This is a genomic window from Microvirga sesbaniae (assembly GCF_025460805.1).
In the GTDB taxonomy this organism is placed as follows: Bacteria; Pseudomonadota; Alphaproteobacteria; order Rhizobiales; family Beijerinckiaceae; genus Microvirga; species Microvirga sesbaniae.
The window spans coordinates 37,517-53,255 of record NZ_JAMXFJ010000010.1; the positions used below are offsets into that span (position 1 = coordinate 37,517).

General features: G+C 57.0%; 17 protein-coding genes. 15 read left to right on the forward strand and 2 right to left on the reverse strand.

What is annotated here, in order from left to right; all coding sequences use genetic code 11:
* Nucleotides 1-294 precede the first annotated feature (294 nt).
* Nucleotides 295-612 carry a hypothetical protein gene (locus tag OCW50_RS15260; RefSeq protein WP_203447121.1) on the reverse strand — a complete coding sequence of 106 codons (318 nt, stop codon included), beginning with the start codon at nucleotides 610-612 and terminating at the stop codon, nucleotides 295-297.
* A gap of 149 nt (nucleotides 613-761) precedes the next feature.
* Between OCW50_RS15260 and OCW50_RS15265 the strand changes: the two genes are divergently transcribed.
* The 10 genes from OCW50_RS15265 (at nucleotide 762) to OCW50_RS15310 (ending at nucleotide 10,186) form a co-directional block, all read left to right on the forward strand.
* On the forward strand, nucleotides 762-1,157 hold the full coding sequence (locus OCW50_RS15265; protein ID WP_262298151.1) for a hypothetical protein: 396 nt from the start codon (nucleotides 762-764) through the stop codon (nucleotides 1,155-1,157).
* A gap of 40 nt (nucleotides 1,158-1,197) precedes the next feature.
* Entirely contained in the window at nucleotides 1,198-2,964 is a 1,767-nt protein-coding gene (locus tag OCW50_RS15270) for an AAA family ATPase (RefSeq protein WP_262266999.1), read from the forward strand.
* A gap of 57 nt (nucleotides 2,965-3,021) precedes the next feature.
* Complete coding sequence (locus OCW50_RS15275) at nucleotides 3,022-3,591, forward strand: hypothetical protein (RefSeq protein WP_262267000.1); 570 nt, start codon at nucleotides 3,022-3,024, stop codon at nucleotides 3,589-3,591.
* Nucleotides 3,588-4,196 (forward strand): hypothetical protein, encoded by a 609-nt coding sequence (locus tag OCW50_RS15280; protein ID WP_262267001.1) that lies wholly within the window; start codon nucleotides 3,588-3,590, stop codon nucleotides 4,194-4,196. Before OCW50_RS15275 ends, OCW50_RS15280 begins: the two co-directional genes overlap by 4 nt.
* Nucleotides 4,197-4,236: 40 nt before the next feature.
* Nucleotides 4,237-4,947, forward strand: a complete 711-nt coding sequence (locus OCW50_RS15285) for a hypothetical protein (protein ID WP_262267002.1) — start codon at nucleotides 4,237-4,239, stop codon at nucleotides 4,945-4,947.
* Nucleotides 4,948-5,024: 77 nt separating this feature from the next.
* Nucleotides 5,025-5,492, forward strand: a complete 468-nt coding sequence (locus OCW50_RS15290; protein ID WP_262267003.1) for a hypothetical protein — start codon at nucleotides 5,025-5,027, stop codon at nucleotides 5,490-5,492.
* 119 nt (nucleotides 5,493-5,611) lie between these two features.
* On the forward strand, nucleotides 5,612-6,223 hold the full coding sequence (locus tag OCW50_RS15295; protein WP_262267004.1) for a uracil-DNA glycosylase family protein: 612 nt from the start codon (nucleotides 5,612-5,614) through the stop codon (nucleotides 6,221-6,223).
* 71 nt (nucleotides 6,224-6,294) lie between these two features.
* Nucleotides 6,295-8,706, forward strand: coding sequence for a DNA cytosine methyltransferase (locus OCW50_RS15300; RefSeq protein WP_262298152.1), 2,412 nt, complete (start codon nucleotides 6,295-6,297; stop codon nucleotides 8,704-8,706).
* A gap of 29 nt (nucleotides 8,707-8,735) precedes the next feature.
* Nucleotides 8,736-9,551 carry a hypothetical protein gene (locus OCW50_RS15305; RefSeq protein WP_262267006.1) on the forward strand — a complete coding sequence of 272 codons (816 nt, stop codon included), beginning with the start codon at nucleotides 8,736-8,738 and terminating at the stop codon, nucleotides 9,549-9,551.
* A 101-nt stretch (nucleotides 9,552-9,652) separates the two neighbouring features.
* Nucleotides 9,653-10,186: a hypothetical protein gene (locus OCW50_RS15310; protein ID WP_262267007.1), complete on the forward strand. Its 534-nt coding sequence runs from the start codon at nucleotides 9,653-9,655 to the stop codon at nucleotides 10,184-10,186.
* 245 nt (nucleotides 10,187-10,431) lie between these two features.
* Here the strand turns inward: OCW50_RS15310 and OCW50_RS15315 are convergent, their stop codons facing one another.
* A complete protein-coding gene (locus tag OCW50_RS15315) occupies nucleotides 10,432-11,373 on the reverse strand; it encodes a COG3904 family protein (protein WP_262298153.1) in 942 nt (313 codons plus the stop codon).
* Between the two features lie 263 nt (nucleotides 11,374-11,636).
* Here OCW50_RS15315 and OCW50_RS15320 point away from each other — a divergent pair, with 263 nt between their 5' ends.
* The 5 genes from OCW50_RS15320 (at nucleotide 11,637) to OCW50_RS15340 (ending at nucleotide 15,722) form a co-directional block, all read left to right on the forward strand.
* The gene (locus OCW50_RS15320) at nucleotides 11,637-12,458 is read left to right on the forward strand and encodes a DUF7007 domain-containing protein (protein ID WP_262267009.1); all 822 of its coding nucleotides are present in this window, start codon (nucleotides 11,637-11,639) and stop codon (nucleotides 12,456-12,458) included.
* Nucleotides 12,459-12,490: 32 nt separating this feature from the next.
* Nucleotides 12,491-13,510, forward strand: a complete 1,020-nt coding sequence (locus tag OCW50_RS15325; RefSeq protein WP_262298154.1) for an adenine nucleotide alpha hydrolase family protein — start codon at nucleotides 12,491-12,493, stop codon at nucleotides 13,508-13,510.
* 164 nt (nucleotides 13,511-13,674) lie between these two features.
* Nucleotides 13,675-14,121 (forward strand): hypothetical protein, encoded by a 447-nt coding sequence (locus tag OCW50_RS15330; RefSeq protein WP_262267011.1) that lies wholly within the window; start codon nucleotides 13,675-13,677, stop codon nucleotides 14,119-14,121.
* A 146-nt stretch (nucleotides 14,122-14,267) separates the two neighbouring features.
* Nucleotides 14,268-14,606, forward strand: a complete 339-nt coding sequence (locus tag OCW50_RS15335; protein WP_262267012.1) for a hypothetical protein — start codon at nucleotides 14,268-14,270, stop codon at nucleotides 14,604-14,606.
* Nucleotides 14,607-15,443: 837 nt separating this feature from the next.
* Nucleotides 15,444-15,722 (forward strand): hypothetical protein, encoded by a 279-nt coding sequence (locus OCW50_RS15340; RefSeq protein ID WP_262267013.1) that lies wholly within the window; start codon nucleotides 15,444-15,446, stop codon nucleotides 15,720-15,722.
* Nucleotides 15,723-15,739 lie beyond the last annotated feature (17 nt).

The following is a 15,739-nucleotide window of genomic DNA, read 5'->3' on the forward strand; positions in this document are numbered from 1 at the left end:
CTTCGTGTCCTCGTCTGGCCCCCTAGGTCGCCTCGGTTGTGCGTGGCGTACCAGCCCAACCAGTCTTCTGCGGGCCTCAGGCTCCCGCGCTTGCCAGCACAGCAAGCCAATCAGCCCGAACAGAACTACGACTGAAAGGCCTAAAACAACTCTGATCACCAACTCGCCCCCGGTTGACGTCAAGAACGTGAGGCTCAGGTATCCCACCACCCCGATTACGCCCAACAGGGCCAGTTCAGCGCGGCGGCGGTATTTTCTGTCCCGGGTGCCGGAGGACTCGAACCAGCTCATGGCTTAGGCCCTATGGGTCCGAGAGGTTTCCTCCTCGAGGAGCTTTCGCTCGACATACTGGCAGAGGCTCGGGTAGGTCACCAGAAATCCATCACCCGTGGGCTCCTCACGGCGACAGAGAGCAGGCTTTAGGTTCTGATAGTCTGCCACAGAGCCCCAACACGCGAGGATATAGTCATAGATCCGCCCCTGCTGGATTTCGCGCTCCGAGATCTCGAAGTGGTGGATGAAAGGGGCGCCGTCAGAGTTCCTGAGGAAAATCACGCTGCACTTGGTTTTCGGCTCATCCTGGACGGCTCTAATTTTGGCTACGGCGTTCATCAGCGACAAGGCTCCATGGGAAAGTTTCGACAACTTGGCGGAACTCAACTTCGCAAATCAAGATTTGCAATGCGTTGGAAGGTCGGTATAACTCTTACCATAAAGGTCGGGTTATAAGCACACATAAAAACCCAAAAGGGTTGGTTCCCATGCGCGGCACACCATTTGCGATTGCCAACAGCTTCAAGAGCGCCTCGCTCGCTTTCATCTTCCTGGTTGAGATCGCTGCCCCGTACTTGCCTGACTTCGCGGCAAGATACGTGGTCGGCACGCTTCTCCCGATCAACGAGCGTTATCCCATTCTCCTTGTTCTTGTCGTGATCCTTGCAGCCCTCTTCATCGCAGCCTCCATGAAGGAAGTTCGCTATTGGATGAGGTTCGTCTTCAACGGACTTGTCACGCTGACCGTGATCACTGCACCGATCGTGGTGCTCGCCCGCTTTGTCCCTCTCACTGTTGCTGTTGCCGTCGTAACGGTATTCTGCCTTCTGACTGGGCTTATCATCACCTTCCTCACACCCCGGTCAGATAGCCGACTCGCCTGACGCAGGTCGGCTTCAACACAAGATCTAGCTCAGGACTGAAATGCACATCAGGCTGTCACGCGCTGATATCGACCGCTATTGCCAAGACACCAGAGATTACGAAGACCTCGACCAGCCGGAGCTTTGGCTGTCCCGTAAAGCCCGGAAGATCTTGTTCCATGCTTGTGGAATAAGCCCGAAGCTGCAGGACACATTGGAAGCCTACTATGGTGGGCGGCTCCCGTTCGTCTTGGCAACCGACCCATTCCGCCTTTACGCGGAGATCGACGCCGTCTCCTTCGACAAGGCCGCTCGTCTTTGGCGGAGAACCGCGGAAAGCGCAGACCGGCGCTGCATGCTCCGAGCCGCAATCCTCGAAGCGTTCGATCACTTCGAGCGGGCCGGCCACACCTTCGCTGACAGCCAGACGATTCTTGACCGGATGGCGACGACGTCCGGCGCATCCATGCAGGAGATCGAGTGGGCGTGGCGCCAAGCCCTTGAAACTGGCCTTATCGTAGAGCTAAGCCTGCATGGTATCCGGCGAGCGATGCTCAATCGGGTGTTCTATGAGGAAGCAACCATAGCGAGTGAGGTCAAGCAGCGGCTTGGAACGATACCCTTCTCGGTCACGGCTGCGGATGTAATCCGCCACGCTACGCGTCTGGGTATCCCGCAGATCGACGACAGCCAGGTCAAGGCCGTCATAGCCGCCTGCACTCACCGTACCACGATCATCTCCGGCGGACCGGGAACCGGGAAGACGACCATCATCAAGATCATTGCATCGATCCTGATGGAGGCAGACCAAGCCCTTGTCCCTCTATGCCTCTCCCTTCCCGCCCGGATCGCCAGGACGATCCACGAGAAAACCGGTTTGGCCGCAGACACGCTCCACAACCGGCTCGAGTACATCGATGGCACGTTTGGACGAAACAAAGACAACCCACTCGATGAAGGGCTCATCTTCTTGGAGGAGGCCTTCATGGTCGGGAACTCCCTCGTCCTTGCCCTCCTCCGTGCGCTGCGCCCATCGGCGAGGCTCGTTATCATTGGCGATGCGGAGCAAATCGCACCGATTGGCCGAGGCAAACCGATTGAAGCCCTCCTTGCTTCGGGGGCGGTCCCCTCCGTCATCCTAAACACGAATCATCGCTCGGGAGCAGGATCTACGATCCCCAGCTCAGGTAAGCGGGTCATGAAGGGGCTTATGCCCATGGTCGGCCCCGACATCCTCTATACCCAGACGATAGGGCCCAAGGACACGCTGTTGGCTGTGACCAAGGCCTGGCACGCGGCCAAAAACGCAGTGGGCGTAGACAATGTCCAGGTGCTCACCGCCCGTCATGAAGGCCCAGTTGGGACAAAGGCGATCAATGACGCTATCACCGGCCGGAGGGAATTCGCCGTCGGGGACCGGGTCATGCAGCTAAAGAACGATCGTGATCAGGACTTCTTCAATGGTGAAACCGGAACTATCGCGGACATCAGTGAAGGCACCATAAGTGTGGTAACCGATGCAGGAGTTGTGGCCGAATTCGACCTTAGGGCCACAGGCACCCTGTCCAAGGCCTACTGCATCACCTTCCACAAGTCGCAAGGCTTAGAATTCCATACCTCTATCGTTGTTGCGGATCCGGGCAATGCGAACATGCTTGACCGCAATATGCTCAACGTCGGGATCACCCGAGCGCGCCAAAAGTGCGTCATCATCGATGAACGAAACCAGTTGCGCGTCGCCCTGTCCAAGTCATCCAGCGCCAAACGCCGGACGCTTCTCGCGCCCCTTATGGCGACCTCTCCTCAGGTTCACCGTCTCGGAACCTGATGTTTAATTCGGATTTCTGTGGTATATAGCGGCCTCCAGTGACTAGGAGCGCCTGCGATGGACGATGACAGCCTCGAAGACCAGATCAACCAGACCAGGCACAATCTCCCTGTGCGGCTTTCCGAAATCTATGGTGACTGGTCCCATGGCTGGACTACTGGACCAAGCCTTCGAACGGCGACAGTGGAGGCCGCAGGCGACGACAAGTCCAAGGAAGCGCGCGACAAGCCCGAGGTAAACGATCGTCAACGGGAGCAGTCGCGCCCGAACCACACCCTTGCGAACCAGGCGCGCAAGGTCGGAAGGTCTTTGAAGAATGCGGCGCTCTCTGCAAATGACCCTGGGCGCGAAAACCTGAACTCCGCTTCCCAGGAACTGAACACGGAAGCTGCGGATATCGCCTTTGCAGGAACTGCTGGGCTCATCCGAGGGCTGAAGGCGGGATACGCCTCGCACAAGAAGCATGCGGAAAGGTCCCAAAAGGGAAAGGAGGGCGAGATTGTCTCCGCCGATCCCGCAGCAATCGACGCCTTCATCGCGAGTTTGCCCCCTCCGCCAAAAGCAATCGCTCCGCCCCTTAGGCAGCTTCCCGCTCCGGGCCGCTACTCCGGAGCCGAAAGGGATTGATCATGCTGATGGATCGCCAAACTGTTTCAGATGCTGCTCTTGGACTTGTCTCCCAGGGCGTAGGGTCAGCCACGGATTGGGCTGCCGACAAAATCTCATCAAAGGTTGCCGCTCGCTTTGCCGCAAAAGCCGGTTCACGAATGATCCCGGGGATCGGAACCGCTCTCTTGGCCTACGATGCCGTTGACCTTGGCCTCTATGCGATCACCGGGAAGTCTCTGTCCGACCGTATCGGCGAGACTTCCGTCGGCCAGACAATCGGCTCAGCCGTCTCCAGTGCCGGAACAAGCATCTTCGGCGCAGCCGGAAAGCTCTTCGACAACATGGGATTCGCTTCGGCCGGCAACTATGTCCGTCAGGAGGCCTCCTCCTATTTCTTTGGAGCGGAGGTTCCAAATCCATCTCCAGCTGGACGCGCAGCAGCCGTCTCTCAGGATAAGGCTCAGGTAAACGTCCTCAAGGACTATCTCCCGTTCGGCACAAAGCAAAATCCCCGGAGCGTCATCGATCAGGCTCTCAAATTGTTCGGATCGGCAGAGCGCATGGATGATTCATCTATGCCTGCACTCGGCAGAAGGAGAGGTCGAGACTTCGGTCTCGAATAGACGAGGTCCAGGGGCACAAATGACAGAGGATGTGCTCTCGATGATGAACTATCTCTCCCCTCCCCAAGATGGCCGGTCCCAGCCGGCCATTTTCGTTGATAGGCCCACCTCAGTCTTCTTGGGTGAGAAACGGGCCACGAAGGATAACGGCGACGGACTGTTCTCGTTTACCGTTGCGGTTCGGCCGGCTGACATTCCCGACGACCTGAAGTTCGCTCCCGCACGCAGCAACTTTAGGCTCGCCGTCGCGGTGATCACTGATACTGGTCCGCTCATGGGCGCAACGAAAGCCCAGCGGCTGCCAATCAGTGATCTCGGAAACGGTTTGGTCTCCCTTGCGTTCGCAGTTCTTCCGAATTCTCTTGCCAACGAGATCCTCTATTCGAAAAGAGGAACGCAAATCAGGATATCAGCCCAGCCCGATCCGACCGACGACGTCGACCATACTGGTTACGCCCCTGAACAGCGCCGGAAAACAATGCAGAGGATTGTTCTCCTCTGCAAAGAGGACGAGTTTCGCCACTGGCTTGGGAAGCACCACGACCCGGCCGGCCTGATTGAGAAAGCCTCCCGCTCACCAGACCTGTCCGAGCAGGCCGCGGCGGAAGCCATCCTGAGGAGAATAGGCGCTCATAGCCGAGCCGAAATCCTGAGAAATGCCATCGTTTGTGAACGTGCCGAATTGTTAATTCGCCTTTGGAGAGAAACCCGCTTCGATCCTATCCCAATTTCCTTTGGCATAGCGGCCTGATCCGGCCTGCAAACGCTTGAATTGTTGCGCGTAAAAGTTCATTTTTGACATCAACGATTTACGATTTGAGTTTGTTGATGGCTGACGACGCCGAACTGAAAAAGTTAATATCAGGCGCAGCCGAGAAGGTGCTGGAGCTTGTGCAGAATAAGCATGAGCTGCAGCATACGATGCTGATGCTTGATCCCCAGGACGTGATCCGCTCGATCAGCGTTGCATCTGACCTCGTTGAGGAGATCACCTCCAGCTGTGACGATGAGGATACCGTCAACGAGTACCTCCGCGACAGCTACGCATCGATCCTGCGGGTTCACAAGGCAACGTCCTATGCCATAGTGACACCGGCATACTTCGAGGACCCGAAAACCAGCGCCAGCGAGCTCGTTGTCGTTCTCGGTGCCTATACGGATAGCAGCAGCGTTACTGGTTACTTCCCAGTCAGGCAGGAAGGCTCCACTCATAAGGTCGAGCCGTTTGTCGCTGATGCCGAAGTGGAGAAGATCTTCCATTTCAAAGGTCTTCTCGCGCCCATCACGGTTCACTGAATTAGCCATGGCAACCAGTAAGCCAGATTGGTGGCAAACCCCAAAACCAGACACTCTGAGATCACCTGTGAACGGGCTAAAACTCAAGCCCGAACCCAGATGGCAGGACCAATAAAGCCATGCGCAGTTATCTCCCACCCGGAACGCAAGCCGGGCCCATCAGCCCCCAACTCCCGACATCTTCCTGGAATGGCCTTGCCATTATCGGGGAGGCCCCTGGGCGCCAGGAGATCATCAATGGCGTCCCATTCACTGGACCGGCCGGCGATCTGCTCAATAAGGTCCTCGAGCGTGTCGGTATCAACCGCGACGAGACACTCATCACGAATTGCTTCGCTCACCAGCCGGCGTGGAGTGCCAATCAGGACGGCAAGCGTCGTAACAACGATATTCTGAATTTCTTCACCCTCGACCAGACGATCGCCAACCCCAACCTGCCTTCCTATCGCGGCCGCTATCTGCTTGAGGATCTTGCGGCAGATCTACGAGCTACCTGGCGCCTTCTGCGTGAGATGAAGCCGAAGGCGATCTTGGCGATGGGCTCAACAGCGCTTTGGGGCATCGCCCATTTGGAAGGCCTGACAGAGAACCGCGGCCAGACCCTGAGCACACGCGCCTGCGATGCTCCGCTCATTCCGACATTTCATCCGGCCTTCGTTCTTCACCGCAAGGACGACGCTCTGATCGACAGGATCGAAGAGGATATGAGGAAAGTGCTTCCTCTCCTCTGACGTAAGCAGAAGATCCAAACCTAAAACCCCAGAAATCATTGGCTGCTGCCTTAACCCGTTGAGGATTCTCAATGTCCGGGAACAATCCTGCCTATTCTCGCTACGCCGCAAATGCTGCCGCACTCGCACTACTCGCGGAAGAAACAAGCAATTACGCCGACATCGACAACCATATGTCGGATCTGTCCGCCAACAATGACAACGACTTAGCGGGGACCGGCACCCAAAAGCCGCAATTCGACAACCATAAACACCAACAAAGTGCACTCGATGCACTTGTAGGGGGCCTAATTTTAGATAGTTTCGCTGGAGGTGGCGGAGCATCTACCGGGATTGCAATGGCGCTTGGACGCCAGCCTGACGTCGCTATCAACCACGATGGCGAAGCCCTCTCAATGCATGAGGCCAACCATCCTGAAACGATCCACGTTCGCCATGACATTTGGCGTGTCGATCCGCGCAAATATACGAATGGTCGGCCCGTCGGTCTAGGGTGGTTCAGCCCAGATTGCCGGAGCCACAGCCGCGCGGCAGGCGGCAAGCCAAAAGCTAAGAATATCCGTGACTTAGCATGGGTTGTTGTGCGCTGGGCGAAGGTCGTTCGGCCCAAAGTAATCCTTCTTGAGAACGTCGAAGAATTTGCCGAATGGGGTCCGCTGACGCCCGAAGGAATGCCTTGCCCGAAGCGCAAAGGCCAGACTTTTGCGGAGTGGGTCTCCAAGCTCGAACGCTTGGGTTATCGCGTCGAAAAGAAAGAGCTCCGCGCATGCGATTTTGGAGATCCAACGATCCGCAAGCGTCTCTTCATGGTCGCACGCTGCGACGGTAAGCCCATCGTGTGGCCGGTTCCGACGCATGGTGACCCCAAGAGTGCCGACGTGCAATCCGGCAAGCTCCTGCCCTGGCGCACGGCCGCCGAAATCATCGACTGGGAACGTCCCTGCCCGTCGATATTCATGTCGAAGTCTGAAGCACTGCGCTTCAAGGCTGAGACTGGCATTCAGACGAAGCGTCCGCTGGAACGTGCCACCCTAGCTCGCATAGCGAAAGGGGTGCGCAGATACGTGATTGATGCCAAGGAACCGTTTCTGGTCTCCCTCACACACCAGGGCGGAGATCGGTCGGAGAGCATCAGCGACCCTATCCGCACAATCACCGCGGCCAATCGCGGCGAGAAGGCACTCGTACAGCCCTTCATGACGAAGTTCCGCCAGGGCGCCGTCGGATCCGCTGCGAACGACCCGCTACCGACAGTCACCGCCAATAGCTTCGAAAAGCGTCCTGGGTGTGGCGTTCCGATGGGGCTCGTCGCGCCGGTCATGACCTATGCTCAGCAGGGCGGCCTCAATCGGTCCCCTCAAAAGCCTCTGCATACGATCACTGCAAGCCGGAAGGATCAGAACGCCGTCATCGCTCCTTATCTGGTGCCCCGCTATGGCGAGCGCGCTGGCCAGGAGCCCCGCACCTACCCGATTGACCGCCCCACCCCGACGATCGTTCCCGATGCGAATGGAGGCTCGCTAGCAGCCGTATCGATGATCCGGCATTTTGGCGCGTCTATCGGATCAGCTGCTGATGAGCCTGTTGGCGCGGCGACAGCCGGCGGCGGCGGCAAGACTGGCATGGTCGCCACGTTCCTCGCGCAGAACAACACCGGCGTGATCGGCCACGCGGCTGACGAGCCCCTCTCAACAATCGTTGGCAAGGGCTGCACCCAGAGCGTCGTGGCCGCTCATCTGACCAAGTTCCAGGAGAACAGCATTGGCCAGATGCCGGACGAGCCGATCCACACGGTTATGGCGGGAGCCCCACGTCATGGCGTAGTCGAGACCCACATGGTCACGGCACCGCATGTGATCAACATGAAGGGCTCGGACATGCGGTCCTCGACCGCAACTGATCCGATGCCGACGGCAACTGCACAGGGCAACCACATCGGGACTGTGGGAGCGTCCCTCGTCGCCTATTACGGCTCTGACCAGGACACCCCGGTCAGCGATCCGATTCACACGATCACAACTCGCGATCGCTTCGGCCTCGCCGATGTGAAAGGCGGCCTACCGCCGCTCGCTCCCGAGCTCTTAGAGAAGGCTCGCAAAGTTGCCGATTTCCTGCGGGAGTTCGGCTGCTGGGATGATCGCGAGATCGTGACGGTGGGCGCATACGTCGTGGTAGATATCGGACTCCGCATGCTGACCCCTCGCGAACTTGCCCGTGGTCAGGGTTTCCCGGATGACTACATCCTGGAGGCCGTGCACGATGGTAAGCCACTCACGCGTACTTCGCAAACCCGCATGATTGGCAACTCGGTTTGCCCTGGTGTTGCCAAGGCTCTCGTGCACGCGAACGTCGTGGTCGCGTCGATGATCAAGGAGCCACCGCCGGTCTATCGCGCATGGGGTGCCCAGCTCAAAGCTCGATTGCAGGCACGCGAGCAGCAGGCCAGCATTGAACAGATGTCGTTGTTCGGTGAGGCGGCCTAAGGCCGCCTCATCACACTTCAGGGTCCAACATGATTGATGAAGGCGCCAGGGTAACTGCCATCGAAGCGTACTGTCTCGGCAAGCTTATCAGTGAGGCTGGTGAGCTTGGGCAAGTCGCCGGGAATGCCCTCTGCTTCGGGATCGACACACCTGACCACGGCAAAGCCGCTCGCGTGCGGATCGAAGAAGAACTCGGCGATTTGCACGCGGCGATGACGTTCGCAGCCTGCCATGGGATTATCCGCAGTCATGCTGTGGCTCATCACTCGATCCGCAAGCTCCAGAAGCTGCTCGATCCCAGGCAAAAGGATAATCTCGGCCGCCCACTCGCTCCCCAACCCGAAAACACCTCAGCAAGTCCCATCCCTCCGCTCTTTGACCCGCGCGTTCCAAAGAAAGAGGCTGCGGAGGAGCCCTTGATGGTCTCTGGCCAGGTGGCTGACGCCATCCGCACGCTTACGGAACACAGCCAGGTAACGGTCGATATCATGCTCCGCCGTCTCCTGAAGCTCGGCCCGGCGGTCTGCTTTGCGCAAGACGGCTCCGTGGGATACCGGGATCCTGGTACTGGACTGACGCTTCCTGAAGGATTCGAGATCTTTCGTGTCTGGCAGGGTAAGACCTACCGGGCGAAGGCCAAAGGGGGCCAGTGGGTCACGCCTGAAGGACAGCGGTTCGATAATCTCAATCGCTTGAACGCGAGCCTCGGGAAACCCAACCCGGAGAATGCATGGATCGTCTGGTATTTTCTGGACGGACAGGGACAGCGTCAACTCCTAAACAGCATCCGCCCTCTTCCGAAGCCTCGCAACCGCCGTCCCCGAACACGCCAAGCGAACTCATAAATCGCTTCCCAGTCAATCGAGATCAGGCCTGCAGTGAAAGCTGCGGGCCTTTCTTGTTCGAGCCCAGTTTCCCTTAAACCCCAATATTCAAAGGATCAGGTGTGAGCAATCCTGTCATTGAGGTCTCCGAGGACCTCCGCGATAAACTGCTTTTTCTGCTGAACGACCATCAGAGCGACGAGGTTCAGCAGTTCATCGACAAGCTCCGCAAGGACAGCCTACGGGACTTCAAAGGGTTTATAGCCGGAGTTTCCAATCTCCCTGATCTCTCCCCTGTCAATCGGGCCCTCCAGGCAACTTGGTGGTTCATCGAAAACGTGCGTGAAGACGACTGGCGCCGGAACGAGATCTACTTTGAACTCCGCAGCCTCGTCCGCCAGGTGTCCTCTCAAGAACTATCGGCACCCGAGAGTAAACCCTCCACGTACATCCGGTTCGAAACCGGCCGCGAAGATCGGTTCAGCGAGAACCACGGTCCCTTCGAATTCGTCCAGGCAACGAATGGGACAATCCGGGTCGGCTCCGACGGCGAGCGAGAAATCGCCCAGTTCGTAGATGGGCTCTGGCACACCACCGATGACGGTCAGACTTGGTCTGATTTTGTGATCTTCACCGAGAACAAGCCCAATGCCTGAGACCCGCAAACGTTTTCAGCAGGGTATGCGCGTCCGGTGCACCGCCCTCTTCGCCGGTATTCCGAAGGATACCCTCGGGACCGTTGGGACGGTCGCCACCGGTCGGGGACCTTCGGTCTACTGCGACCCAGCCAAGAACATGGTGTTTGTACGCTGGGATAATGGTCAGCAGAAGGGCGTTTTCCGCGGCGAGATTGAGACGTGCAACGAACCGCGCGTAAGAGCTTGAGAAAAGGAGAACGGCATCAGTCAAAGAACTCCACAGGGTCGCCGACTGCGAGCCATTCCCTCAACTTAATTCGCCGCGCAGCTCGCTCTATCCCGAGCTCAGCTTCGATACAGCTGTCTCGCTCCTTCTTTGCCAAGATCGCGTCTGCCGCTTTGCCGGATCGCATGTCACGCCAGAAGGTGTCGTCGGCTTCCTTCTCTGCGACAGTATTGCACCTCGCCATCAGCCATTCCGAGATTTCTGGCGGATAGCCGAAGAAATCCTTTCGGATCTCCAACGCGCTGGGCACATAGATCTCACGGGATGAAGTGCCAAACATAATATCAATGTACCTTGATGGTACGCTCATATCCCGCAGGTACTGAGAGATGGGTTCACGAAAAGAGTTTATCGCTTTGGTCGATTGCTCAAGCGTCAACTTCTGATTTGTGCGAGGATCGAGATAGGCCCGGTGGATTCCGACATACCCCTCATTCCTCCAAGCGCCAGCGGCATAGATTAAAAAGCATGCTGATGCGCAGATGCAGGGCTGATTCCTGTACCGAGGTGATCCAGGCAAGCCCAGAATCCCCTGCTCGATACAACGTGCTCTCTCACCTCCGGCATACTCCCCGTTGGCATAAACCTCATGATCCATCATCGGAGCATGAACATTCAGGAGCTGCGCCCTTACTTCCCGGCCAATCTGCATTGCAAGACCAACGTTTCCGCCAGGTGAGCGCAAGATCACCGATGACACCCGAGCCGGCGCAGCACCAAGCACCTTCTCGAATTCAACGAAATCACCTTTTTCAATCACGCCACTAATCAGAATGCTGTCGGGCTGTACATTGTCACAGGTGCCACCAGCAAAACATGACCAGGATACAAGTTCTATCGTCGCGCCGACTGCTGCGCCCGAAAAGGCTCCGAAGCAGCTTATCAAAATCGCCGCGGCAAATCTCAGCCTATGCAACATTCTTCCCCCCCCTGCACGACGACCCATCCTTTGACATTCAACCACAGCGGTTTGACCGTAGGAAGCACTCTCAAGTGGGTTGGTCATGACACATCAAGGCTTGGAAAACCGAAGTGGGCCGGTAGGGAGGCTACTCCAAGCTCTGAAATCGCTTCAGCCCCCTCGCGAGCCCGCCTCCCACGAACAGGCGGGCTTTTTATTGTGCATCTCCAATCACCCGGTGGAGAGAAACCATAGAACAAACCCCAAAAGCAGGAGCCGCTATGACCGAGCGCGAAATCGAGCAATCCACTAATGAGGGATCCGGCTACACGCTCCGCATCGTTGAGCTATCTGGGAACTACGCAGGCTTTCGTGTCCAACGCCTCGAAGAGGGAATTCTGCAGAGCCAGCCGTACTGGTACCAGCTTGCGTTCGAAGACACTCTTGATGCCGCCCGCGAGGAAGTCCGCTTGATTCATCTGGCCGGCGTCGAGCTCAAATCGCTCACCCGAGAATACATTTCCTTTGGCCGGAACGGTCCGTACACCCCCGATGGCTCATCGGCCGACTACGGCTACAAGTACGCAGAAGGGGTCTGGAAATACAATACTCCCGGGCATGGATTTATGGTCCTCGATGAGGAGCGGAACCAGCAGATCCACGAGGCGTGGAGGAATACCCGCGGCTTCTACGAGGAAGACGTCTGCTGGGCTATTGTCGCTCACCATTACCCGGAGCTGTTTACGACGCGGGATCGTCGCGACGCCAAGCGCACCCTCATCAATTACATGCCTCACGAGTACATGGCGGTGACTGGCGAGACACTCGCGCAGTCCGACAGCATGCGACTCCAGGAAGAAGCCTTTATTGAGGCATCCAGGGACAAGTGGGTGTCTATCTCGGCGAGCTCAGCCGGCAATGGCATGCTCAAGATCACCGCGACCATCGGCGGAAACAGAGCGTTTCGATCTGTTTCTCACAAGGAAAAGACCTTCCTTGTTGCAGAAGCCGAGTACGAACACCGCGCGAAGTTCGGCATGATCATCGATCCCGAAATTCACCAGGAGGTCCTACCGGACCACCCTGTCCTGGCCGCCGCCTGAAGCCGCACCCAACAATCGATTTGGATTCTTACATGATTGAGTTGACGGCGCGACCGCCGCAGTTGGATTTTTTCGAAGACGCCGAGAGCCCCGTCATGGCCGCCGCTGGCTTGGGGGTCGACAGTGTAGCGATGTTGATACACATGGTCGAGAATGGCGAACGCGTGGACGTTGCGCTATTCGCCGACACCGGAAGTGAACGACCCCAAACATATGAGTACCTCCCAATCTTCAAGGCATGGCTTGAGGAACGGGGCGTGCCATTCCACGTTGTCCGATACGAGCCCAAGAATTTCAAAAATTATCCGCCCTACCGGACGTTGGAAGCTAACCTCCTGGTCAATGGTACACTGCCGTCCAAGACGTTTGGCTATGGTTCATGCAGTCAAAAATGGAAGATCGCGCCGCAGGATCGGTGGACGGAAAGCTGGGAGCCTGCTCGTCGCTGTTGGGCTGCTGGTGGCAAGGTCATCAAACTGATAGGGTACGACTGCAGCCCGGCTGATCAAAAGCGCTACAAGGATAGGGAAGGATACGACGATCCGAAGTACTTGTACAGATACCCACTCAGAGAGCTGGGCTGGAAGCGCGAAGATTGCATCGAACGCATCAAACAAGCTGGTTTGCCGGTTCCGATTAAAAGCGCTTGCTTCTTCTGCCCCGTTACGAAGGCCCACGAGCTTCACGATTTGGAAAAGTCTCTTCTTCGCCGGATCGTTTTGATAGAAGCACGGGCCAAACCGCGCTTGACGACAGTTCAAGGTCTTTGGCGCACTCCGGTCAAAGGCTGTCGAGGTGCGACTCCTCGCCCAGGGTCAATGACAGAGTACATCCTTGAGAAGGGCCTCCTTCCAGAGGAGGAGGTACGCATGATTGCCGAGAAAACGCCTCAACAACTCATCTCTTGGCAAGAGTCTGTCGGCGGGATTGAGCTTTCTAAGCGCCCCGATATGCAGCAGTGGATTGAGTTCTTCAATATGACATCGGGCGATCTGATGAGAACGCCTTCAACGCCGACGATCTCTGAAGGGTTTCAGAAGAAGGCTGCATAACGGCCATGTCCCCAGTCTTCTGCTGTTCCGATCGCCGCCATCGAATTCATCCACAGAAGATCGATTTGAGCAAAATCGGCTCTGCAGAAAAGCGTAGAAGCGCAGCATACACCTGAGTTATCTGTCGCATCGTGAGTAACATCTGATCTCCGGAGTAATCCCGTATGAAGACCTCTATCATGCTGGCGGTAGGCCTCGCTGCTCTCGGACTCGCAGCATGCTCCTCAGAAGACAAGGCCGTGTTGGCTTGCTCTGAGTTCGCCAACGCATACAAAGAAGCAAGGCTCAAGCCGCTGCCCAACTCGGCCCCGGCAACTTGGACCTATGACCAGGCTGTCATCAAAGGCCAATCGGTGGAAGGCAGGCTCGTCAAAGCTCGTGAGGGTTCTGAAACCAAGTATGACGATCTCGCCTGTAGCTTTGTTTACACAAGGGGCTCGAACGAGCCGGAAAAGACGTTCAAGTTGGACGTCGTTTCCTGGTCTTGGTTGAACAAGCCCGGCCACTACGCAAGGATTCTCGGTGAAGACACCGGAGCATTCGAAAAGGCGCTGCGCGATAAAGGGCTTGATCGGATCAGTTCTTCTGACACCAAGCTGGTGGTGCCGTAATAGCACTCCTCCCAATACAGCTGACTCAACTCTTCGATCAAGCCGCTGCTTATCATCCGGTAAGCAGCGGCTTTGTTCTACCTGCTTCGGCCTAAAACCTTCTCTGAACGATCAGGATTTCGTTTCATTTCAAGACTGGAATTCACATGGCTGAGGGAGACGTCGCTACGCTGGTCCTCGCTTCGAACGACGAGGCAATCGCTATTCTGTCTATGATGGAAGGTATGCTCGACGTGCTTAAAGACGATGGGCTACAGAATTCATCTGACAGTGAAGATCTTGAGGCCGCTCGGGTTTGGCTTTCCGAAATGCTCGAGCTCCATCCCTTCCCCGCTCAAATTCCGATCGAACTCTCGGCAGCAGAGCAAACCATGCTCCGCAATGCCATCTCCAATGTGAGTGACCAGGGAGAGTTTTGGGATGACGTTGAAGGCTCCGAGAAAGCCTTCACGGCTCACATTGAGAACTACAGCGGAAATCCGTAAAGACGAGACAAATATAGATCCCGGTCTTACCAATTGGAGCAACGAGCCTGCTCCAGCCGGTAGTTCTCCGCTGTGTCTAGAGGCGCATTCAGGCGGCGCGACTCTTCCATCATTCGGTTAAATACTCTCGCCGTCGCCTCAACCATTGTGTTGAACGCAAGCTGCTGGGCTTGCGGAGAGCTCAAGTGCCGCTGGTTTAGGGTCCCGGCAGCCTGGTTGATCTCAAACTGCAAGCTGCCTGCATGATTCAGGAGCGCGTTCCGGTAGATCCGAACATGTTGCATCTCGTGTTGGCGGATATTCTCATACTCACAGCTTCCTGGTCGGTACTTGGCCGCGATGAACACTTGTATTGGTTCTTTGAAGCCGAAGGTGACCGTCACCACTCGAGGCCGGTAGCATCCGGGCGTAACCTCACCCTGCAGCTTCAGATCGTATGACGGCCGAGCCTGAGCTAGTCCGTTGATATGCCATCCCGAAGGCGCCGACGACCGCACCTCGTAAGCATTCCCGGACGCTGAGACCACATTTTGCGCCGTTGTCAGAAGCACCTGGGGCTCAGGCGTAATGACATTCACCTGGATGGGCATCGGTCGACACTGAGCGTAGGCCGCCCCCGGTAGGAGCAACCCTGCAGCCACCGATATTAGGGTAATCGTCCGCACCAGTACCTCCTGATCGGCTCCTGGCCGAAATAGAAATCATTATTCCGTTTTATAAAGCCTATCGCCGGGGCTCGGAAGCCCAAACCAGCTGAAAAGTCGCACCACCCCGAAGGTCAGAACCAAAGTGTCTACGGACTGACCATCAGCAAATCCCCATAAAAGGAGAGATCATATGCCCACACTCATGCTCAAGACGTTTCAGGCTTTCCCCGCCGAGGGACCGAACGGCGCGCCGCGCACGGCTCTTGCCCGCCTTCCTGAGACGATCCCCTTCCCTGACCGCGCGGTGCCGATCACATCTGCTGCCGACGCCCAAGCCGCATTCGATAAGTACTGCGAGGATGCCATCGCTAATGGACGGCCCGCGCACGCGTTCGGCGACCTTAAGAAGGGCGACCGTGCCCCCCGCGGCTTCAAGGCATTGAAGCTCGATCGCTACGTCAACGTTTGATCTTTCAGCGACCAACA